Origin of the sequence: Enterobacter sp. HK-058-C-ECC, from assembly GCF_047531125.1 — a bacterium.
Classification (GTDB): domain Bacteria; phylum Pseudomonadota; class Gammaproteobacteria; order Enterobacterales; family Enterobacteriaceae; genus Enterobacter; species Enterobacter quasiroggenkampii.
This window is the reverse complement of record NZ_JBLKCH010000004.1, coordinates 298,826-320,471: the sequence shown is the minus strand read 5'-3', so window position 1 is coordinate 320,471 and position 21,646 is coordinate 298,826. Positions and strand designations below refer to the sequence as shown.

Here is a 21,646-nt window from a genome sequence, read left to right as displayed (position 1 = left end):
TTTTCTCAGGCGTGGTGTTTTCTGCCAGTATACTGGCTTACCACCATGCATGAAAATGATGAACCGGCCCAATACCGTGACCGACTTCCAGAGTATCGGCTTTTGCCAGCGCCGCCGAGAGCCAGGCTTTCGCTTCGCGCACCGTATCGGCCCAGCCTTCATGCCGGGGACGCAGCGCCGCCAGCGCGGCCGAGAGCGTACAGCCCGTGCCGTGGGTATTTTTGGTCTGCACGCGCGGCGCGGTAAAGCGCACTTCGCCGTCCCGGGTGAAGAGCCAGTCCGGGCTTTCCGCGTCATCCAGATGCCCACCCTTCATCAGCACCGCCCCGCAGCCCATCGCCAGCAGCGCGTTCCCCTGCGCTTTCATCTCGCGTTCCGTTTGCGCGTGCGATGTGCCCAACAGCGCGGCGGCTTCCGGCAGATTGGGCGTGATGAGCGCTACCTGTGGCAGCAGCTTTTTGCGCAGTGTCTCCACGGCAGAGGCGGAGAGCAGCGGATCGCCGCTTTTCGCCAGCATCACCGTATCCAGCACCACGTTTTGTACCTGATAGCGTTTAAGCCGCTCGGCCACCGCTTCAACGATATCCGTTTCGGCCAGCATGCCGATTTTGGTGGTATCGATGCGCACGTCGCTGAAGACTGAATCCAGCTGCGCGGCAACAAAATCCGGCTCGATACGGTAGACCGACTGCACGCCGCGCGTGTTTTGCGCCACCAGCGCGGTGATGACCGAGCAGCCGTACGCGCCAAGGGCTGAGAAAGTTTTCAGGTCAGCCTGGATACCCGCGCCGCCGCTGGGATCGGTGCCGGCAATGGTCAGGGCGTTAATTCGCTTCATGCCTGTTCCTCCAGCGTGTAGAGCGCATCCAGGAACGCGCTGGCAAAACTGCCCGGGCCACGCGACTGCACAACCGCGACCGTTCCGGCTCGTTTCATCCATCCGCAGGCGGCAGCGATGTTATCCAGCCGGTCACCCGGCAGCGAGCAGCTCGCCGCCACAACGGCAGAAAGCGCGCACCCGGTGCCCACCACGCGCGTCATCAGCGGGTCACCGCCGGTAACCGTTCGGGTACGTTGCCCGTCCGTGATGTAGTCCACCTCGCCGGTGACCACCACAATCGTATTGATCTGCCGGGCCAGCGCCTGGGCCGCAGGCACCGCGCTGGCGGCGGTATCGGTCGTATCGACGCCGCGCCCGCCGGCGCTCATCCCGGCAAGAGCAAGGATTTCGGAGGCATTGCCGCGAATGGCCGCCGGTTTCAGGGCAAGAATTTGATGGCAAAAGCGGGTGCGGAACGCCAGGGCGCCCACGGCAACCGGGTCCAGCGTCCAGGGCTTGCCTGCCGCCACCGCGCTTTCAATTGCCCGACGCATCGACTGGGCGCGCGGCGCGGTCAGCGTGCCAACGTTAACCAGCAGCGCGTCGGCTATCGCGGCAAACTGCTCGGCCTCTTCGGCCTCGATCACCATCGCCGGGGATGCGCCAAGCGCCAGCAAAACGTTGGCCGTAAAGGTCTGTACGACGTCATTGGTCATACAATGGGTCAGCGGAGAACGGGTGCGGAAGTGATGTAAAACGTGTAAATCGAGCAGGTCAGGCTGCATGGGTTCGCTCCTGCCTTGCGTGAAGAAGCGATGACCGGGAAGGCATCTGACTTCCCTACGCTGGCATTATCCAGATCAGGTAATACGGGTATTTCTCAGCCTTCACAAAGAAGGGCACCCCGAGTCATTTGGTAAGCATTAGCTTACTTTTTGCCAGATTAGGGGAAGTTGCTGGCTCAAGCAAGCCCACTCTTTCGGATAATGATTCTTCACGCAAGGCAGGAGCGAAAGACTTCGAGTGCTCAGAAAGAACAACGACATTCTGTTACTCACTGTCTTTTTAGTTAAACAACTAAAAGGTCCTTCACAGAAAAGAAAATAATTAATATTGTAAGAGATGGTATTGAGCAGTAGCTAATGAATTATTTAGCCAACAGCACTTTGATTTTAAGTGCTTTTTCATAAAAACAGCTTCTCCTTTGTACTTGCACGCAGTACGATTAATAAACATGTTGCCTGAAACTAAAGGGTTACTGATGGATACAGTAGAAAAATTAAATGGAACATATTTCTATCGTGGCGTATGCAATATCACTGCAGGAGAGTTATTTTTTTGGATTTTACTGGATAGAGTTAATGATCAATTTGGCGGAATTAAAGATGTTATTTCAATGAGCTGTATTATTCTGGGTCTGCCATTATTAAAAACAAGAGGTAAACCTTACGGAACCACAGCGGGTACGTCAATAGCATCAAAATACCTTCGCCAACTTCTTAACACTGAATTACCTGTAAGACTTCCAACTCTTACAGAAGCGAGCATAACAACACTTAAGCCTAAATATGTTACTAACCTGGGCGCTTTTGTGGGGCGTGGATTACCTGTTGTTGGTTGGGCTATAGTAGCGAGCGATATTAGTCAAATCGTTTATAAAACCGTTCGTAACTACAACACCATCGCACACGAGAAAGATCGCATATGGTAACAGATCAGGAAGTTTTAGAGCTATTCCGTAAAGAGTTACCTGTGTCAGGTACATTCACAGGAAAGCTGATACCGTTAGAGCTTGATGATATTCTTCAAGATTATGCAGACGATGATGATTTAATTTATTGCATTAATAAATACGACAGTTTTTTTAATATTGACATGTCAGCAATGAATTATCAGAAATATTATCCGTGGTTTAGAACGTGGTTCTTTAGAAGATGGTTTACTGATAAACCAGTAAAGCAAATCTCAAAACCTCTTACTGTAAGGATGTTTGCAGAATCGGCTAAAGCAGGAAGATGGTTATACGACTAACAGCAAGGAGCGTTAAAAATGGCTGTACCAGTACATTTGATTTTAAAAGATGATGGTGGTTCTCAGATCATGGGATCTTGTGACGTTCATGGACGTGATGGAAGCATAGAACTACGTAGCTTACAGCATAGCGTGATCATTCCTACAGACAATTTAACAGGTAAAGTGACAGGAAGCCGACAACATTGCTCATTCAACTTCACTAAAGAGATTGACAGTTCATCACCCTATCTGTTTAAAGCTGTTGCAACGGGGCAGACTCTTAAAAGCGCTGAGTTTAATTTCTATCGTATCAACTACAGCGGGCAAGAGGACATTTACTACACCATTACATTAGAACGTGTGAAAGTAGTTAGCTTTAGCCCTGTGATGCACGATACCCGAACGGCTACGGGTACAGGCCATATGGAAGATATTTCTTTAGCCTACGAGAAAATCACTCACCTTTATAAAGATGGCAATATCTTGCACTCCGATGCGTGGAACGAAAAGAAACAAGCATAGCAAAAAAAGCTTTAAACATGGGGCTACCCTGCCCCTCCTTCAGACTCTCCATTTTGTATAACAATTCTGTTACTAAGTCATATAAATTTATATCCAGATACATTTCGCTTGAGTTTTCAACAACAATATTTTTAGCAAAAAACTGTAGGATTACTGTTAGGCTCAGCATTGCTTTCATTCAAAACATAAGAAGGATTCAATAATAAAACAGAGAGAGAGATCCATTAACTGACATTAACTATTCCGCCTATTTTTCATCTTTCCTCGCCAAGAAACTTAAAAAATATTAATGAGTTTTTATTTCATACACATCATAAAATCAAACCAACTAAAAACTTATATCATTGATATTTAACAGGTAATATCTTTTCTATTACAACGAACTAAATTAGCTATTAATGCGATTTATGATTTAGATCAATAATCATAATTACACATTCATAGATAGTTGCTGCACGTTACGAAATAAGTTATCAAACTAAAACTTTCTACGTTAATCGTGAATTAATACAGATATAACAAGACGTTGTATCTTCCCGCCAGGATAGCGCCCTAATTTTTTCTTGTATTGATGATGAGAGCTTTAATATGAAATGTTTAAATACATCAGCTACCGCTGTTTTTGTATTTGGTATTGTGTTTTCTGGTGCAACATTCGCAGCTACGATCAGCACTGATGATGTTGTAGATTCTTTGGGCTGGACTCAAACCCAAATCAATCAACAAAATGCAGATCGTGAAGAGGCAAATCGTGTTGATATTGGTACAAATCGCACTGATATTATCAACATGCGAGATGAAAATTTATTGCGTGATGATGCAATTAAAAGCGCAACTGATAAAGCTGACGCAGCTTTACAAGGCGTTATGACTAACGGACAAGCAATCATTGATACAAACACGAGAGTAGATAAAGCTGAATCTGATGCTGTGCTTGCTGGTGCAAAAGCTGATACAGCGCTTACTGATGCTACTGGCGCTAAAGCCGCTGCTGATCATGCCGAAATCACCGCCATTAATGCGAACAATAAAGCAGATGCTAATACACAAGCGCTTGCAAGTAAGGTAGATAAAAGCATTTTTAACGCCGATCAGGATAGACAAGATCAAGCCCTTCAGGATGCCTCTGACAAAGCGACTCAGGCATTTAATACGGGCGCTTATGCGCAATCTTTAGCTGTAGATGCACAAACGGTAGCCGCAGCGAATAAAGCTGCTGTTGCTAACGTTCAGTCACGCCAGCAAACGCAGGAAGCGACGATTCAGAATCACAGCGCACAATTAGCGAATCATGAATCACGTATTACTGCGTTAGAGAGTCAAAATAACGCTAAGTTCTCTTCTCTGGAGAATCAGCAGAATGAGGATCGCAAGGAATATCGTGCTGGTATCGCTGGCGCTGCTTCTCTTGCTGGTTTGCATTACGTTGATACAGATAACGCGGTTGCCGTCGGTGCTGCCAACTTCAAAGATGCGCAAGGTTATGCGATCGGCTACCGTCATAAGTTCGCTGAGAATGTAGCCGCTACCCTCTCTACATCAGGTACATCCAACGGTGATGAAATTGTTGCGGCGTCCGCATCTTACGGATGGTGATGCTAGAGTATTAAAATAAAATGCCAGTAAGCTAAAAAACTCGCCCATGCGTTTTAATCAGCTGGCTATAACTCAATACATTGCTGCTCGCAAAGAAAATGACAAAGTACATTTTTATCTCCGCTGTTTTGTATCTCACTTTTATTTTATTAGGGATATGGATCGGCTTGATGTTAGGCACGTATATTTATAATTGTAATTACTGAGGCAATAATGAAAAAGTTAATGATGGTGGCGGCTATATTATCTCTTGCTGCGTGTTCCTCACCCGCTCAACGGATGGCGGATTGTCAAAGCAAAGGAGTGAGTAAAGATGCTTGTTATATTGCAGAGCAAAACCGCACTACAGCCATTAACGCTGCTGCTGAAAAACAGGCTTTAGAGAATGCTGCTCAACTTGCACAGTCAGCGCACAGGCACCTTCCTGAAGGCTGCACTCAGGTAATGGATGCTGCGGGTCGTTGTGATAGCAAGCCGGCCAAAGTAAGCGGTGATTTAAAAAAGTTCTCAGGTGAAGCGGATCACGTTATGAATAAGCCAATCTCTGAAGCTGCTGAATATCTGCTTTCGAAAGGCTGGAAGCCAAATAAGGGTTCATGGCACAAGGGTGGCTATATTATGCAGCTGGTTGTCGAAAAAGAGAGAGTTGTAAACGCACAATTATCAAAAATGTGATCTTAGCATTACGCTCCCACCTCATAAGATTTACATAGCCCCATTTGTATGGGGCTTTATTTTAGCTCGTGACTAAATACACATTTACTCTAACTGCCACGCCCCGCCATGAATAAGCGACGCTCCTCCCGTCCAGGCAAATAACGCCAGCTCGCGGCAGCCTGCATCAGGATAGATACGGCTGCTGAGGCACGCCTCACCGTCGTTAACAAACACTTCCACTGACGAGCTGTCAACGAACAGGCGCAGGCTTAGCGTGTCGTTCAGGTTCAGCGCGACACTACGGGTACCGCACAGGCCATACTGCGGATAATAACGCTCCAGCACCAGGCGCTGCATCTGCGCATCAACGTAGAGACGGAATCCGTCGCCGAGACGAATGCCGTATTGCTCCGCGCTGCTGTTCCTGCAATCCCATTGCAGAATGACCTCCATCGCATCGCAATGTTCCACTAGCGTCATCTGCTGGTTATTAAGCGTACTTATCGGCCAGGGGAACCACGCCCCGCGCAGGGTTTCAACTTCTCTGGCCGGCCGCATTTGCAGATTGTTATCCGCACTCAGCGTCAGCTCGCGAGGTAAGGAGAGCATGCCCGCCCAGCCATCCTCCTGTTCCGGCAGCGGGGATTCCCACATGTCCAGCCAGCCGATGACGATGCGTCGGCCATCCGGCGTCAGGAAACTTTGCGGCGCATAGAAATCATGCCCGTAATCCATCTCCACAAATTCACCTTCACGCACAAAGGGCTGACCTGGCTGCCATTCACCTACCAGATAGCCGCTCTGGAAAAGATTGCGATGTTTAAATCCGTCTGCGGTGAGTCCCTGAGGCGAAAACATCAGCACGCGTTTCCCACCGAGAGTGAAGAAGTCCGGGCATTCCCACATATAACCCATCTCTTTTTCAGCCACCGCGAGCACGCCCCTGTCCTGCCACTCGCGCAGATCCGCAGACCGGTACGCACGCACCTGGCCCGTATCACCCTCTCGCGCGCCAACGACCATGTACCACCACTCCCCTTCACGCCATACTTTCGGATCGCGGAAGTGGTGCAGTCCAGGCGGTGTGTCAATGACGGTCCCGTGCCGCACAAAGTGGATGCCGTCACGGCTGGTTGCCAGGCACTGAACCTGGTAGAGATTAGCCTCATCGCCGGGATCGCCGTGGAATTTGTGGCCGGTGTAGATCAGCGCCAGCGTGTCGCCATCCACCACGGCTGAGCCAGAAAAACAGCCGTCCTTGTCGTCTGGTCCTTCCGGAGCCAGCGCAACCGGGAGATGCTCCCAGTGAACTAAATCTTTGCTGCGCGCATGGCCCCAGTGCATCGGACCCCATTGGGTCGAATACGGATGGTGCTGATAAAAGGCGTGATACCAGCCATCAAACCAGACCAGGCCATTCGGGTCGTTCATCCAGCCAGCACGCGCAGCGAGGTGGTAACGGGGATACCAGCGCAGGTTGAGCCCTTCGCGTCTGGACTGAATTTCCTGTTCTGCTTTCGTAATGGAATACGTCATTTCTCTACTCTTTGATCAGATGGTGGAAGGTTGCGGCATAAGCGGGTCAGAAGAGGACTTACCCGAGCGCAACAGGAAGATGGAGATAAACGTGGTGCTGAAGACCAGTAGTCCCATGATGAGATAGGACTGGGCAAAGCCGTATTTCTCATAGCTGTAACCTGCCAGCGGCGACAGCACCGAGGCAATCACTGAGCTTGTACAGGCAAAGCCCACCAGATAGAGGGTGGAAGAGAGTCGCTTATCAAAATGCAGGCTGTTGTATTTGAAGATGGAGACCAGCAAAACGGGCAGCTCAACCGCGTGCAATAGCTTGGTAATGGAGATCAATACCGGCCCCTCAACCAGACCCGATGCCACCATACGCATCGCCATCACCATTCCGGCGAAAATCAGGCCGTTTTTCGCACCGAGGCGATTCACCAGCCACGGGGCGCAAAACATGCCCGCCGCCTCCAGGAAGACCTGGAAGGAGTTGAGATAGCCATACATGGCGTTTCCTTCCTGCAGCGTCGGGAACTGGGACGAGAAATAGACCGGGAACTGCTGGTCATAGACGCCATAAATACAGGTGCCGATAACAAAAAATACCAGCGCCCAGAAGCGCGGCAGCGTCAGCAGGCGCAATGCATCCTCCAGCGTGACCTTACCGCCGGACACCGCCTCCTGCATGGCATGCGGCGCGGAAGAGACCCGGAGGCGTGCCAGCAACACAAAAAACACCAGCCCGGCGCAGCTCGCCACCGCGAAGTTCAGCTTCGGATTAATGTTGAACAGGAGTCCTGCAAAAAAGGTTGCCACTGCCCAGCCCAGCGATCCCCACATCCTCGCCTTGCCAAATTCAAACTGGCTCTGGCGGGCCACGCGCTCGGTATAGGACTCCAGAACCCCTATTCCGCCGTTAAACGTCAGCCCGATATAAACCCCGCCGAAAATACTGCCGAGTAACACGTTAATTTGCAGCAGATAACCAAACAGCAGGAAGGCCGGACCGGAAAGAATGAGCAGACTGGTCAGAAACCAGAGCAGGTTTTTTCGCAGGCCGAGCTTGTCCTGAATGAAGCCGTAGCAGATTTGCGCGCACAGCGCGGAGACGGACAGCACGGCATAGATGACTCCCGTATCCCCTGCCTTTAACCCCACCTCCTGATGGAGCCAGATAGAGAGCAACGAGCCGGAAGATGACCATGTGACAAAAAAGAAAAAGAGTAGTGCGCTTAATAAAGGGTAGCTGTGAGAGTGATGCGTTTTCATCATGACATTCTCATGTTGGAGTAATGACGCAATGGTAACGTTAACATCTATCCTTTCTCATGCTGTTTGGTAAAAATTTAAGATGTTAATCACGAAAGTTAACGTTAACATCAAGAGAGTGAGATCGCGATCAAATATTCATCACTGAGGTAAGCCTGACCTGGCCTGTGCATCAGCCTTCCTTTTACATCAGCGACTTAGTTGTATACCCTTTCACACAGAGCATTAACGGAGTAAAAAAATGGCTTCCCTGAAGGACGTCGCAAAGCTGGCTAACGTATCGCTGATGACGGTCTCCCGTGCGCTGAACAGCCCGGAGCGCCTTAAGCCGGAAACGCTGGCGCGCGTTCAGCGGGCTATCGAGCAGACCAGCTACGTGCCCGATCTGTCCGCCAAGAAAATTCGCGGCGCGCATGCCTCGCCTAAAACCATAGGCGTACTGGCGCTCGATACGGTGACGACGCCTTTCTCGGTGGAGATCACGCTGTCGATTGAAGAGACGGCCAGAATGCACGGCTGGAATAGCTTCGTGATGAATATGTTTACCGATGACAACCCGGACGCCATTGTCGACCTTCTTCTTTCTCATCGGCCTGACGGAATTATCTACACCACCATGGGGTTACGTCAGGTTCCTCTCCCGGCCAAACTCCTCACCCTTCCCTGCGTGCTGGCCAACTGCGAAAGTGACGGCGAAAAGGTCGCCAGCTATATTCCTGATGATGAACAGGGGCAGTATACCGCCGTACGGGCGTTACTCGCGGCGGGTTATCGACGCCCTCTCTGCCTGCATTTGCCTGAGGGGCATCTGGCCACAACCCGACGTCGTCAGGGGCTGGAACGTGCATGCCGTGAAGCGGGGCTCGATCCGGACGGCCTGGAGCACAGCTATATGGCACTCGGCGATGAGCACTATCGTGACATTCCGTCAGTATTGCTGGCGCACATGCAGAATGGCATTCCCCGGTTCGACGCGGTTATCTGCGGCAACGATCGTATCGCGTTTATGGTCTATCAGACGCTACTGGCGCAAGGGCTTCGCATACCGGAAGATGTCGCCGTTATCGGCTATGACAATATGGTGGGCATTGGGGAGTTGTTCCTGCCGCCTCTCTCGACGGTTCAACTGCCGCACTATGAAATTGGTCGTTTGAGCGCCCTGCATATTATTAACGGTGAAGAACATCATGAAACCACGCGCGTAGAAAGTCCTTTTTTACCGCGTGATTCCGTTGCGCATGCAACGTAACCGCCGTTTTTTGCCCAGGACGCAGAAACAGGAAGCGTCACCCTCCTTTTATGCCGTTCGATGGCACGATTTGTCACACTCTTTTCTGTGACTTTACACACCGGGTAAACGGCCTGTAACGCGCTGTTTTTATTTGGCATAAAATGCAATTTTCATTTTAAAAATGGGGATATTTCCTCGTTACAGCCCCGTGTCACAAAACAGTAAACAAATTAACCATTGAGCCCCGTGGCAAAAGGCTCTATATTGGCGGCGTTTTTTTCAGGCCCCCATCTGTTTTTTAACTTTTTATTCAATCGTGGCTCATAACGAAGCGGCGGTTGTAGGAGTGATATGATGACGGATAAAGTCCGTATTGACACCGTAGATGCCCACAAAAGCAACGAAACCTATCTGGCCCGTCAGGCCGAGTTTGAATCTAACGTCAGGAGTTATCCGCGCAAACTGCCTTTAGCCATCACTAAAGCAGAAGGCGTGTGGATCACCGATGCAGATAATAAAGAATACCTTGACTGTTTAGCAGGCGCAGGGACCCTTGCGCTTGGCCATAACCATCCTGATGTGCTGAAAAGCATCCAAAATGTCATTACCAGCGGCTTGCCGTTACATACTCTGGATCTGACGACGCCTCTGAAAGACGCGTTTTCCGAATACCTGCTCTCTCTGCTGCCTGGTCAGGGCAAAGAGTACTGCCTGCAGTTCACCGGTCCATCCGGTGCTGACGCCGTTGAAGCGGCGCTGAAGCTGGCGAAAAAAGTGACCGGCCGTAGCGGTATCATCAGCTTCTCTGGTGGTTACCACGGCATGACCCACGGCGCACTGTCCGTGACCGGCAACCTGTCTCCGAAAGAAGCGGTTGACGGTATGATGCCAGAAGTCCAGTTCATGCCTTACCCGCACGAATACCGCTGCCCGCTGGGTATCGGTGGTGAAGCGGGCGTGAAAGCGCTGACTTACTACTTCGATAACCTGATCAACGACGTTGAAAGCGGCGTGCGTAAGCCTGCTGCGGTGATCCTGGAAGCGGTTCAGGGCGAAGGCGGCGTGAACCCGGCTCCGGCTGAGTGGCTGCAGCGCATCCGTAAAGTCACTCAGGAACACGGCATTCTGCTGATCCTCGACGAAGTTCAGGCTGGCTTTGCCCGTACCGGTAAATTCTTCGCCTTCGAACACGCTGGCATTGAGCCAGACATCATCGTGATGTCTAAAGCCGTCGGTGGCGGTCTGCCGCTGGCCGTGCTCGGTATCAAAAAGCAGTTCGATGCATGGGCACCAGGTCACCACACCGGTACCTTCCGCGGCAACCAGCTGGCGATGGCAACCGGTCTGACGACGCTGAAAATCCTGAAAGATCAGAACATCGCAGGCAAAGTGGCTGCACAGGGCGAATGGCTGAAAGGCCAGCTGAAAGAGATGGCGAAACGTTATCCGGTCATCGGCCATGTGCGCGGTCTGGGCATGATGATCGGTATTGAGATCGTTAAGCCACACGAAGCCGCTGACCACATGGGCTGCTTCCCGGGCGACGGCGAGCTGTCCGCACTGATTCAGAAGAAGTGCTTCGAAGCCGGTCTGATTCTGGAGCGCGGTGGTCGTAACGGTATCGTTCTGCGTCTGCTGCCTTCTCTGCTGATCAGCGATGAAGAGCTGAAGATCTTCCTGGATAAATTCGAGCAGGCACTGCTTGCTGCGGGCGTTCGCCCGGCGTAACCGGAGTTGTTGATTACGATGTCTGATTCAAACCCAATTTTGTTCTCCTCTGCGCAGAGCATTGAAGCTTACCAGCAGGCGATTGAACAAAGCACTCAGGCTGTGATGCAGTGGCTGAAACAGCCTGAGATGTACCAGGGCAAAACGGTCGCGGAACTGCGCGACCGTATTAAGCTGGATTTCAACCCGAAAGGGCTGGGCAACGAAGCGGCGATTGAACGCGCTGTCGAGTTCTTCCTGAAAGACAGCCTGTCCGTTCATCACCCGCAGTGTGTGGCGCACCTGCACTGCCCAAGCCTGGTCGTAAGCCAGGCGGCGGAAGTGCTGATCAACGCCACTAACCAGAGTATGGACTCCTGGGATCAAAGCCCGTCCGCAACCATCATTGAGATCAAACTGATCGAGTGGCTGCGTACCCGCGTGGGTTATCAGGCCGGCGACGCAGGTGTTTTCACCAGCGGCGGGACTCAGAGCAACCTGATGGGCCTGATGCTGGCGCGCGATGCGTTCTTCGCGCGTCAGGGTCATTCCGTTCAGCAGGACGGCCTGGTTGGCGATCTGCGCAAAATTCGCGTGCTGTGCTCCGAAAACGCACACTTCTCCGTGCAGAAAAACATGGCGCTGATGGGCCTGGGCTACCAGTCCGTAGTGCAGGTGAAAACGGACGAATTCTCCCGCATGGATCTGACCGATCTGGCAGCGAAAATTGAGCAGTGCAATGCGAACGGCGAGCAGATTCTGGCGATCGTCGCGACGGCAGGTACCACCGATGCCGGTGCTATCGACCCGCTGCGTGCGATTGCAGAGCTGGCGGCGAAGCAGAACATCTGGGTACACGTTGATGCAGCCTGGGGTGGCGCGCTGCTGATGTCTGAGCAGTATCGTCACTACCTGGACGGCATTGAGCTGGTGGATTCCGTGACCCTGGACTTCCACAAGCAGTTCTTCCAGACCATCAGCTGCGGCGCGTTCCTGCTGAAAGAAGCGCGCCACTATGAGCTGATGCGCTACCAGGCGGCTTACCTGAACTCTGAGTTCGACGAAGAAGCAGGCGTGCCTAACCTGGTCTCCAAATCTCTGCAGACCACCCGTCGTTTCGACGCACTGAAGCTGTGGATGAGCCTGGAAGCGCTGGGTCAGGAGCAATACGCGGCGATCATCGATCACGGCGTGACCCTGGCACAGCAGGTTGCGGCCTACGTGAAATCGCAGCCTGCGCTGGAACTGGTTATGCAGCCGCAGCTGGCAAGCGTGCTGTTCCGCTTCCGCGGACAGGTGCAGACGGATGACGCGGGCATCGCCCTGCTGAACCAGAAAATTGGTGACGCACTGCTGGAATCCGGCCGTGCAAACGTCGGTGTGACCGAGCATAACGGCGTGACCTGCCTGAAGCTGACGCTGCTGAACCCAACCGTGACGCTGGAAGATATTAAAATCCTGCTGTCTCTGGTTGAGCGTACCGCGCAGGAAGTTCTGGCTAAGTAATACAAAACCCCTCTTCCGCCGGGAGAGGGGTTATTTTTATACGCCTGCCCACCACATCCTTAATTTTAATCCCCAGTAGCTCGTCCAGCCCGTTGTGGTACTGACCACGTTCCCCTTCGACACAACCACCAGCGTTGGCGTGACGCTCACCTGCCACTGCTGCGACAAAGCACCGTTTGCATCATTAATGACCGGCATTTTCAGCTGTTTCTTATCAACCCAGCGCTCAAGCTTTGCGTTGTCACCGGAACGCATGGCGATACTCACCACGTTCCCGCCCTCTTCTGCCAGTTGATTAACCGCAGGCGTCGTGTAGCGGCAAATGCTGCACCAGGTCGCCCAGACGTAGATCAGCAGCGGACGATCCTGGCTGAGCGCCGCAATATCGTGAACGTTGCCGTCGATACTCGTCATCGGCGTTGCACTAAAACTGGCGGGGAGTGTCGGTTTTCGGTATTGATCCACACCCCACACCACGGCCAGCGTCAGCAGAACGAGTATTATCCCTTCCCGCGCCCAGCGGCGCAGTCGATTGATTTTGCGGTTATCCATTGTGACCTCATGTTTTAATGGAGGTCATCTTAACGGGCAATACGCCATCACGCTGTAAAGAAGTGTCGCGCCAGGGTTACTCCGGGCTATAGCCGTAATCGTAATAGCTGTACCCCGAGTTGTAATAGAGCGCGGCAGATTTCACTATGTCATTGAGGATCGTGCCACTCACCTGCACGCCCATCCGCTCCATACGCTTAAGGCTGGTCTCGATCTCTTTAACGCTGGTTTTACCAAAGCGGGCGACCAGCAGCGTGGTGGCGGCTGTTCTGGCTATCAGCAAAGCATCCGTGACGGCAAGCACAGGCGGAGTGTCGATAATCACCATGTCATATCGCTTTTCAATCTGCGACATTATCCCCTGAAGGCATTCACTCATGAGCAGATCGACGGGATGGGCAGGTTGAGGTCCGCAGGTCAGTACATCAAAACCGCCTTTTTCGAAGCGTTGAACCGCCTCCTGCCACTCGACCGTTCCGTCGAGCACGCTGGACAACCCCCGCTGATTATTCAGCCTGAACACGTTGTGGACATAGCCCTTGCGCATATCCGCATCAATAAACAGCACCCGCTGTCCGGCCTGCGCCAGAATCGACGCCAGCGAAGAACTGACCAGCGTCTTTCCGCAGTCCTGCGTGGGGCCAGACACCACGACAATCCGGTTTGTGGCATCCATCATGGTAAAGTGCAAACTGGTGCGCAGCCCGCGTATCGCCTCCACAAACGAATCAGCCGGACGATCGATGGGCAGAAAAGGCACGTTGGCTATCTTGTGCTTCCAGTGGGAAGTAAACAGGTTTCTCCTGCGCAGCTGCGTTTTTTTCCATAACCATGCCGAGCGCGGAAGCGTCACCAGCAGCGGCATTCCGAGCTCATCCAGTTGTTCTGACGACGTAATGCCCCGCTTAAAGGCTGAACGCACTAAAACCGTTCCGGCAGAAAGTATCAACCCCATCAGCATACCAAACACGATAATGAGTGCTTTGCGCGGTTCAACCGGAGCAGGCTGCGTCATGGCCGGGTCAATGATCCGCACGTTCCCGATCGCGCTGGAGCGCGAGATGCTCAGCTCTTGCTGACGCGTCAGCAACTGCATGTATACGGTACGCCCGGATTCAACGTCACGACTCAGACGTAATATTTCCTGCTGCGTGGAAGGCATGGATGACACGCGGCTATTCAGGCGTGCGCGCTCCCGTTCAAGGGTTTGTTTCTTCTCCCGTAAAGCACGGTAGGTTGGATGATCTTTTTTGAACAGCTGAGAGACTTCTGCTTCGCGAAATATAAGCTCGTTAAGCTGATTTTCCACGTTAACCACCTGATCAAGCACCGATTTTGCCTCAAGAGATAAATCGACCGAATCGCGCTGCTCTCGGTAAGCATTCAGTCGTGCCTCGGCTTCATTCAGTTCGAGACTGATTTTAGGTAACTGATCCTGTAAGAACGCGAGGCTGCGGGAATCTTTAGCCTCCTGGCGCGCAATGTTCTGGCTGAGAAAATGTTCAGCAATCGAATTAAGTATCGTGGCGGTCTTGTCGGGATCGTCGCCCGTTAGCGTTAAGGCGATCATACCGCTCTGTTTCGCCGACTCGGCAATCGTAAGTTTGCTCTGAAGGGCGTTGATCGCGTCAAGCCTGGTCACGGTGTTGAGGGTAAATTGCGTTCCCGGTACCGCACTGAGGGATGTCACCAGAAGCGATACGCCCTCTTTAACCAGCGCTTTCCCGACAATGCCCTCTGCTTCAAGCGTTTTCCCCTCAAGATGATATCGCCCCTGCTCCTGAACGGTGAGTAAAAGCGTTTGTGGCTCACCTTCCACAAGGGGAATATTCAGCGAGCCAATCGTGATTTCCGCCGGTTTGCGGCCCTGCACGTGCTGCCAAAGCGCCCCGATAACGGGGAACATGCGCTGGCTAACCTCGTAGGTCAACCCTAATTGATCAACGGTCTCGCCGAGGACCATCCGTGACTTGAGGAGTAAAAGTTCTGGGGCGACATCGGGTGAAAGATCGGGCCTGAACGACGTCAGGTTCTTGAGCAGCGCGTTGCCCTGCTTCGCTTCGACCTGCACCAGGGCATCAGCCTGATAAACTGGCGTGGCGCTGAATGCGTAGATCCCCGCACACACCGTAAACAGAAGTGTTACACACGCGATCGTTACCCGGTGATCGAACATCTCAGCAAGCAGCTGAATAAGATCCATTTCGTTATTCTGCGGCGTCGCAGCACGATATTTGTCTGATTGAGAAGACGACATTACAGCTTCATTCCTTGTTAACTTAAACGGCAGGCCCATTCCTGACGGACTTTTCCTGATTGCCCGAAAATGGCCGCTCACCAATCGGTGAGCGGCACATATTGCCGGTGCAGACCACTAAGATTGAAGGGAACATTACTGCGGCCACGCTCTGATGTTGCGAACGGTTTCGGTCAGGTCATGTACGCCGCTGATGGTGGGTACCAGCTGGGAGATCACGCGATTCCAGCGCGATAGCGGTGCCGTGGTGACGTAGACAATGTCATACGGCTCAAGCTGAAATTCCGTACCCAGCACCATGGCTGACGCATCTTCCGCATTCAGCTGATAGATATTGGCGATTTTGTCGGTGTCGCCTTTTTTCGATACCTGCCGAATAACAAAAATGCCGGTTGCATCGGCCATATTTTGGTTAAGCCCCCCGGCATTCCCCAGGGCTTCGGCCAGCGTCATGCCGCTACGATCCATCTTAAGCGTGCTCTGTTTAATCACTTCCCCCATCACGAACACCTTCAGCGCGTCGTTCCGGGGCACAAACAGGATATCGCCAGGATAAAGCAGCTCATTTTGGGTTAAATCGCCATGCTGCATCAGGGCATAGAGGGAAAGGTGCGCGTCCTGTCCATTATGTGTGAGCACGACGTTACGCCAGTCGGCATCTGCCGAGAGCCCACCCGCAGCGTTAACCGCGTCCATCACCGTCAACGGAATATTGGTTATCGGTTGTTGCCCTGATTTTTCGACCTCACCGGTGACGTAGGCTTTTTGTGAACGGAAGGCGGCAACGCTGACGTCCACCTGCGGGCTCTCAATAACGTTATCCAGTCGAGCCGTAATCTCGTCGCGTACCTGTGAAACCGTTTTTCCTGCTACCCGCAGTTTACCGACATAGGGATAAAAGAGCGTGCCGTCGGCGTTAACCCAGTTGCCGGCATCGCTCGCGCTACGATATTGTCCTGCCGGCGTCGTTAATTCAGGGTGATCCCAGACGGTGACCGTCAGGATGTCACCCGTACCAATACGGTATTCCCAGCGTTTGATCTGCGCATCCAGATTAGGATTTGCCTGAGATTTCGACACGGGCGGACGCAGTTTTTCAATCAGTTCCGGCGTCAGGGGAAATATTTCCACGCGCTTTTCGAGCTGATAATTTGCCTCTTCCGGCGAAATAACGTTCTTCCCGGACACAGTTAAGTCCAGGCCTGGTGAAAACATACACCCCGTTAACTGACTCATACTCAGAAATAAGAGCGAAAATGCAGTTGTACTTTTCATTAATATAAATATTTCTTTTCAACGTTGCGTTTATCGTCAAGCCTGTAAAAAGACTTAAGCTAACATCATGAAATTTAATTGATTACTCTTTCCCGGAGTGAAATTGCTGGCATTATAAAACGCACTTCACCCGCTTTCTAAAAAGCAGAGCCTTTGCCTGGTCTTGTTAAAAAAATGGCGGTAAGCACGCTGCACTCGAAGGCGATATTAAATGCTCTTCAGGCGGAAAGCATTCGCATCGCTTTCTAACTTTGATATGAAAAGTTATTTTCAGAATTAATAAATGAAATGATAAATATTAAAAATATAAGACACTGGCAATATTCCCGACACTGATAAACATCACGCAATTGGGCTACACAAAACCGTCCACTTTTGTTACATTTTTTTTCAAACATACCCTGCATTGATACTTAAAATGGACTGTCTGCTTCGCTTTGCACGACCCGCAGACGAAAAGTATCTGTAACGATATCACTGGAGAAAAAATGGCTAAGCGTAAACTGCTGCTTCTGGGTGTATTACTGTCTCTGGCGGGATCTGCATTCTCTGCCCCGCAAACGGCCGCTGCACCCTCCGGCATCAAGGCCTATGAAGAACAAGAGTTCATCGCTGACTTCACGAAATTCAAGATTGGCGACACGGCGCCGGCGCAGTATCAAACGCCGGAGTACACCATCAAACAGTACCAGCTGCGTAATCTGCCGGCGCCGGATGCCGGAACCCACTGGACCTACATGGGCGAGAATTACGTGTTGATTGGCGATGCGGATGGCAAAATCTACAAAGCCTATAATGGAGATATTTTCTATCACCGCTAATACCATCCTGATCCGCCCCTGGCAGGAAAGCGATCGCCCTTTCCTGCGCACGCTCTTCCTCCACGCCCGGCGTGAAGCCTGGCCATGGCTGGACAGTTCAGACTGGCAGCTTGAAGACTTTGACGCGGCCACCCGTGACGAAGTGATTTGGGTTGCCACGCAGAACGGCCATCGACTGGGTTTTGCTTCCGTCTGGACGAACGATAATTTTCTGCACAACCTCTTTGTTGACCCGCAGTATCAAAGCCACGGCGTCGGGAAAATGCTCCTGGAACAGGTGCAGAAGACGTTTACCAGTACGGGTTCGCTTAAGTGTCTGGTGAAGAATGCGCGGGCTGTCGCGTTTTACCAGCGGCACGGCTGGCACATTGAGGCGACGGGGGATTCTCCGGAGGGAGAGTATTATTTGATGCACTATCGGTTGGGTTAAAGTCGGGTGGCGGCTTCGCCTTACCCGACCTACGTGATAGTGCCACTTGTAGGCCGGGTAAGCGAAGCGCCACCCGGCAATTCAACGCGAAGGCATTACACCGCGCGGAACGCGATTTCGCCCGGGATCACTTCGCCCTGCCAGTAAAGCTGCGCCGCAACGCGACCCGCCAACTGACGATACATCTCTGCAAATTCGCTGTCCGGACGGCTGACCACCGTCGGCTTGCCGCTATCCAGATCTTCGCGCAGGGTAATGTGCAGCGGCATCTGTCCCAGCAGTTGGGTGTGATACTTCGCGGCCAGTTTTTCTGCGCCACCCGTACCAAAGATAGGTTCGTGGTGACCGCAGTTGCTGCAGATGTGCATGCTCATGTTCTCCACGATACCGAGCACCGGCACTTCCACCTTCTCGAACATTACGATGCCTTTTTTGGCGTCGATCAGCGCGATATCCTGCGGCGTGGTCACCACAACGGCTCCCGTCACCGGAATGTTTTGCGCCAGCGTGAGCTGTATATCACCGGTGCCCGGCGGCATGTCCAGAACCAGATAATCCAGATCCGGCCACATCGTCTCCTGCAGCATCTGCAGCAGCGCTTTGCTGGCCATCGGGCCGCGCCAGACCATGGCGTTATCGTCAGTCACCAGGTAACCGATAGAGTTGGTCGCCAGACCGTGCGCCATGATTGGCGCCATGTGGGTGCCGTCCGGTGAGGTTGGACGCTGGTTTTCCGCGCCCAGCATATTTGGAATAGACGGACCGTAGATGTCGGCATCCAGAATACCGACCTTTGCCCCTTCCGCTGCCAGCGCCAGCGCCAGGTTTACGGCGGTAGAGGATTTCCCCACCCCGCCCTTGCCCGAGCTGACGGCAATGATGTTTTTCACGCCGTTCACGCCAGGCTGGTTTTTCACGCGTTTCAGCGTGGCAATGCTGTGGCTCAGCTTCCAGTCGATCGCCTTCGCGCCGGTCATGCGCAGCAGCTCAGAGCTGGTCTGCTCTTTCAGCGCGTCAAAGGCGTTGGTCCAGACGAACGGCATCTGCAGCTCAATGTGCAGCGTATCATCCAGCCAGGCAACGTGGTGTAACGCTTTCAGCGTAGTGAGATTATGTTTCAGGGTTGGATGCTGAAAGTTAGCCAGCGTCCCGGCGACCATTGCTCGTAAGGCTTCCGGTGATTTGGCCTGGGATTGAGAACTCATCCCGACTCCTTTGTTCTTGTGAATAAGACCTTAGATGAACAAGTTTACCTGAAAGGCCGTGGTTTGTGCTTACTTAATAATGCCCCTTTTGGTAATATCAAAAACCCTTTTCACAGTTAAAAGAAGTAATGCCTACTATGACTCAAGTCGCGAAGAAAATTCTGGTAACGTGCGCACTGCCGTACGCCAACGGCTCAATCCACCTCGGCCACATGCTGGAGCATATCCAGGCTGATGTCTGGGTCCGTTACCAGCGAATGCGCGGCCACGAGGTTAACTTCATCTGTGCGGACGATGCCCACGGCACGCCGATCATGCTGAAAGCGCAGCAGCTGGGGATCTCCCCGGAGCAGATGATTGCCGAAATGAGTCAGGAGCATCAGACCGATTTTGCTGGCTTTGACATCAGCTATGACAACTATCACTCCACGCACAGCGACGAGAACCGCGAGCTGTCGGAGCTGATCTACACCCGTCTGAAAGAGAACGGTTTTATCAAAAACCGCACCATCTCTCAGCTGTACGATCCGGAAAAAGGCATGTTCCTGCCGGACCGTTTCGTCAAAGGCACCTGCCCGAAATGTAAATCCCCGGACCAGTACGGCGATAACTGCGAAGTGTGCGGCGCAACCTACAGCCCGACCGAGCTTATCGAGCCAAAATCCGTGGTTTCCGGTGCCACGCCTGAGATGCGTGACTCCGAGCACTTCTTCTTCGATCTGCCGTCCTTCAGCGAAATGCTGCAGGCGTGGACCCGCAGCGGCGCGCTGCAGGAGCAGGTGGCGAACAAGATGCAGGAGTGGTTCGAATCCGGCCTGCAGCAGTGGGATATCTCCCGCGATGCGCCGTACTTCGGCTTCGAAATCCCGAACGCACCGGGTAAATACTTCTACGTCTGGCTGGACGCGCCAATCGGCTACATGGGCTCCTTTAAGAACCTGTGCGACAAGCGTGGCGATACCGTAAGCTTCGACGATTACTGGAAGAAAGATTCCACTGCCGAGCTGTACCACTTCATCGGTAAAGACATCGTTTACTTCCACAGCCTGTTCTGGCCGGCCATGCTGGAAGGCAGCAACTTCCGCAAGCCAACCAACCTGTTTGTTCACGGCTACGTGACGGTGAACGGCGCCAAGATGTCCAAGTCCCGCGGGACGTTCATCAAGGCCAGCACCTGGCTGAACCACTTCGACGCGGACAGCCTGCGCTACTACTACACCGCGAAGCTCTCTTCCCGCATCGACGATATCGACCTGAACCTGGAAGATTTCGTGCAGCGCGTGAATGCGGACATCGTCAACAAGGTGGTGAACCTGGCGTCACGTAACGCGGGCTTCATCGCCAAGCGTTTTGACGGCGTGCTTTCTGCCGAACTGGCCGATCCGGCGCTTTATAAAACCTTCACCGATGCCGCCGCTGCGGTTGGCGAAGCCTGGGAAAGCCGTGAATTCGGTAAAGCGATTCGCGAAATCATGGCGCTGGCCGATGTTGCCAACCGCTATGTGGACGAGCAGGCCCCGTGGGTGGTCGCGAAACAGGAAGGCCGTGACGCCGACCTGCAGGCGATCTGCACCATGGGTCTGAACATGTTCCGCGTGCTGATGACCTGGCTGAAGCCGGTTCTGCCACAGCTGGCAGCCCGTGCTGAAGCGTTCCTGAACACGGAACTGACCTGGGATGCTATCCAGCAGCCGCTGCTCGGCCACAAGGTCAACACCTTCAAAGCGCTGTACAACCGCATCGAGATGAAGCAGGTTGAAGCCCTGGTGGAAGCCTCTAAAGAAGAGGTGAAGGCAGCAGCGGCACCGGTCACCGGCCCGCTGGCAGACGACCCGATTCAGGAAACCATTACCTTCGATGATTTCGCCAAAGTCGACCTGCGCGTGGCGCTGATTGAAAACGCGGAGTTCGTGGAAGGCTCTGACAAGCTGCTGCGCCTGACGCTGGATCTGGGCGGCGAGAAGCGCAACGTCTTCTCCGGGATCCGCTCTGCTTACCCGGATCCGCAGGTGCTGATCGGCCGTCAGACCGTGATGGTGGCGAACCTGGCGCCGCGTAAAATGCGCTTCGGCATCTCTGAGGGGATGGTGATGGCTGCAGGCCCTGGCGGGAAAGATATCTTCCTGTTAAGCCCTGACGAAGGCGCGAAGCCGGGTCAGCAGGTGAAATAACAAAAAAACCGGATTCTTATCCGGCTTTTTTTTGCCGGGTGGCGGCTTCGCCTTACCCGGCCTACAAAACCCGTAGGCCCTGCAAGCGCAGCG

At 52.8% G+C, this 21,646-nt stretch carries 20 protein-coding genes and 1 riboswitch; of the genes, 11 read left to right on the top strand and 9 right to left on the bottom strand.

The window, feature by feature from the left end; genetic code table 11:
* Positions 1-37 precede the first annotated feature (37 nt).
* The gene (thiD, locus tag ACMWJS_RS11385) at positions 38-838 is read right to left on the bottom strand and encodes a bifunctional hydroxymethylpyrimidine kinase/phosphomethylpyrimidine kinase (protein ID WP_063622075.1); all 801 of its coding nucleotides are present in this window, start codon (positions 836-838) and stop codon (positions 38-40) included.
* The gene (gene thiM, locus ACMWJS_RS11380; RefSeq protein WP_111968083.1) at positions 835-1,605 is read right to left on the bottom strand and encodes a hydroxyethylthiazole kinase; all 771 of its coding nucleotides are present in this window, start codon (positions 1,603-1,605) and stop codon (positions 835-837) included. The genes thiD and thiM overlap by 4 nt, the downstream gene beginning before the upstream one ends.
* Positions 1,606-1,640: 35 nt before the next feature.
* A riboswitch (TPP riboswitch) is annotated at positions 1,641-1,737 on the bottom strand.
* A 344-nt stretch (positions 1,738-2,081) separates the two neighbouring features.
* Here thiM and ACMWJS_RS11375 point away from each other — a divergent pair.
* The 5 genes from ACMWJS_RS11375 (at position 2,082) to ACMWJS_RS11355 (ending at position 5,626) form a co-directional block, all read left to right on the top strand.
* Positions 2,082-2,531 carry an STM2901 family protein gene (locus ACMWJS_RS11375; protein WP_414747076.1) on the top strand — a complete coding sequence of 150 codons (450 nt, stop codon included), beginning with the start codon at positions 2,082-2,084 and terminating at the stop codon, positions 2,529-2,531.
* Positions 2,525-2,851: a DUF1493 family protein gene (locus ACMWJS_RS11370; RefSeq protein ID WP_025913229.1), complete on the top strand. Its 327-nt coding sequence runs from the start codon at positions 2,525-2,527 to the stop codon at positions 2,849-2,851. Before ACMWJS_RS11375 ends, ACMWJS_RS11370 begins: the two co-directional genes overlap by 7 nt.
* Before the next feature lie 18 nt (positions 2,852-2,869).
* The gene (locus ACMWJS_RS11365) at positions 2,870-3,355 is read left to right on the top strand and encodes an Hcp family type VI secretion system effector (protein ID WP_414747075.1); all 486 of its coding nucleotides are present in this window, start codon (positions 2,870-2,872) and stop codon (positions 3,353-3,355) included.
* A gap of 588 nt (positions 3,356-3,943) precedes the next feature.
* A complete protein-coding gene (locus ACMWJS_RS11360) occupies positions 3,944-4,951 on the top strand; it encodes a YadA C-terminal domain-containing protein (protein ID WP_262778250.1) in 1,008 nt (335 codons plus the stop codon).
* A gap of 213 nt (positions 4,952-5,164) precedes the next feature.
* Positions 5,165-5,626, top strand: a complete 462-nt coding sequence (locus tag ACMWJS_RS11355) for a hypothetical protein (protein WP_063622078.1) — start codon at positions 5,165-5,167, stop codon at positions 5,624-5,626.
* Between the two features lie 84 nt (positions 5,627-5,710).
* Here ACMWJS_RS11355 and ACMWJS_RS11350 read toward each other — a convergent pair whose 3' ends face one another.
* Entirely contained in the window at positions 5,711-7,144 is a 1,434-nt protein-coding gene (locus ACMWJS_RS11350; protein WP_414747074.1) for a glycoside hydrolase family 32 protein, read from the bottom strand.
* 15 nt (positions 7,145-7,159) lie between these two features.
* Positions 7,160-8,401, bottom strand: a complete 1,242-nt coding sequence (locus ACMWJS_RS11345) for an MFS transporter (protein WP_069720631.1) — start codon at positions 8,399-8,401, stop codon at positions 7,160-7,162.
* 238 nt (positions 8,402-8,639) lie between these two features.
* Here ACMWJS_RS11345 and ACMWJS_RS11340 point away from each other — a divergent pair, with 238 nt between their 5' ends.
* From ACMWJS_RS11340 to ACMWJS_RS11330, 3 genes are all read left to right on the top strand, one after another.
* Positions 8,640-9,647 (top strand): LacI family DNA-binding transcriptional regulator, encoded by a 1,008-nt coding sequence (locus ACMWJS_RS11340; RefSeq protein WP_414747073.1) that lies wholly within the window; start codon positions 8,640-8,642, stop codon positions 9,645-9,647.
* A 333-nt stretch (positions 9,648-9,980) separates the two neighbouring features.
* Positions 9,981-11,357, top strand: coding sequence for a diaminobutyrate--2-oxoglutarate transaminase (locus ACMWJS_RS11335; RefSeq protein WP_014884533.1), 1,377 nt, complete (start codon positions 9,981-9,983; stop codon positions 11,355-11,357).
* Positions 11,358-11,375: 18 nt separating this feature from the next.
* Positions 11,376-12,842, top strand: a complete 1,467-nt coding sequence (locus ACMWJS_RS11330) for a pyridoxal phosphate-dependent decarboxylase family protein (RefSeq protein WP_063622081.1) — start codon at positions 11,376-11,378, stop codon at positions 12,840-12,842.
* 36 nt (positions 12,843-12,878) lie between these two features.
* On the opposite strand, the gene ACMWJS_RS11325 is transcribed toward ACMWJS_RS11330, so the two are convergent.
* The 4 genes from ACMWJS_RS11325 to ACMWJS_RS11310 all read right to left on the bottom strand — a co-directional run bounded on the left by ACMWJS_RS11325 (position 12,879) and on the right by ACMWJS_RS11310 (position 16,926).
* Positions 12,879-13,394, bottom strand: a complete 516-nt coding sequence (locus tag ACMWJS_RS11325; protein WP_048028262.1) for a protein disulfide oxidoreductase — start codon at positions 13,392-13,394, stop codon at positions 12,879-12,881.
* Between the two features lie 76 nt (positions 13,395-13,470).
* Positions 13,471-15,651 carry a polysaccharide biosynthesis tyrosine autokinase gene (locus ACMWJS_RS11320; RefSeq protein WP_414747072.1) on the bottom strand — a complete coding sequence of 727 codons (2,181 nt, stop codon included), beginning with the start codon at positions 15,649-15,651 and terminating at the stop codon, positions 13,471-13,473.
* A gap of 22 nt (positions 15,652-15,673) precedes the next feature.
* On the bottom strand, positions 15,674-15,787 hold the full coding sequence (locus ACMWJS_RS11315; RefSeq protein WP_198925398.1) for a hypothetical protein: 114 nt from the start codon (positions 15,785-15,787) through the stop codon (positions 15,674-15,676).
* Complete coding sequence (locus ACMWJS_RS11310) at positions 15,787-16,926, bottom strand: polysaccharide export protein (RefSeq protein WP_414747071.1); 1,140 nt, start codon at positions 16,924-16,926, stop codon at positions 15,787-15,789. The genes ACMWJS_RS11315 and ACMWJS_RS11310 overlap by 1 nt, the downstream gene beginning before the upstream one ends.
* A gap of 488 nt (positions 16,927-17,414) precedes the next feature.
* On the opposite strand from ACMWJS_RS11310, the gene ACMWJS_RS11305 reads away from it, so the two are divergent.
* Together ACMWJS_RS11305 and ACMWJS_RS11300 are read left to right on the top strand one after the other, a co-directional pair.
* Positions 17,415-17,747 carry an RcnB family protein gene (locus ACMWJS_RS11305; protein WP_008500887.1) on the top strand — a complete coding sequence of 111 codons (333 nt, stop codon included), beginning with the start codon at positions 17,415-17,417 and terminating at the stop codon, positions 17,745-17,747.
* Entirely contained in the window at positions 17,698-18,177 is a 480-nt protein-coding gene (locus ACMWJS_RS11300; protein WP_045908655.1) for a GNAT family N-acetyltransferase, read from the top strand. Before ACMWJS_RS11305 ends, ACMWJS_RS11300 begins: the two co-directional genes overlap by 50 nt.
* A gap of 95 nt (positions 18,178-18,272) precedes the next feature.
* Here ACMWJS_RS11300 and apbC read toward each other — a convergent pair whose 3' ends face one another.
* On the bottom strand, positions 18,273-19,382 hold the full coding sequence (apbC, locus tag ACMWJS_RS11295; protein ID WP_196351889.1) for an iron-sulfur cluster carrier protein ApbC: 1,110 nt from the start codon (positions 19,380-19,382) through the stop codon (positions 18,273-18,275).
* A gap of 137 nt (positions 19,383-19,519) precedes the next feature.
* Here apbC and metG point away from each other — a divergent pair, with 137 nt between their 5' ends.
* Positions 19,520-21,553 carry a methionine--tRNA ligase gene (gene metG / locus ACMWJS_RS11290; protein ID WP_414747070.1) on the top strand — a complete coding sequence of 678 codons (2,034 nt, stop codon included), beginning with the start codon at positions 19,520-19,522 and terminating at the stop codon, positions 21,551-21,553.
* Positions 21,554-21,646: the final 93 nt, after the last annotated feature.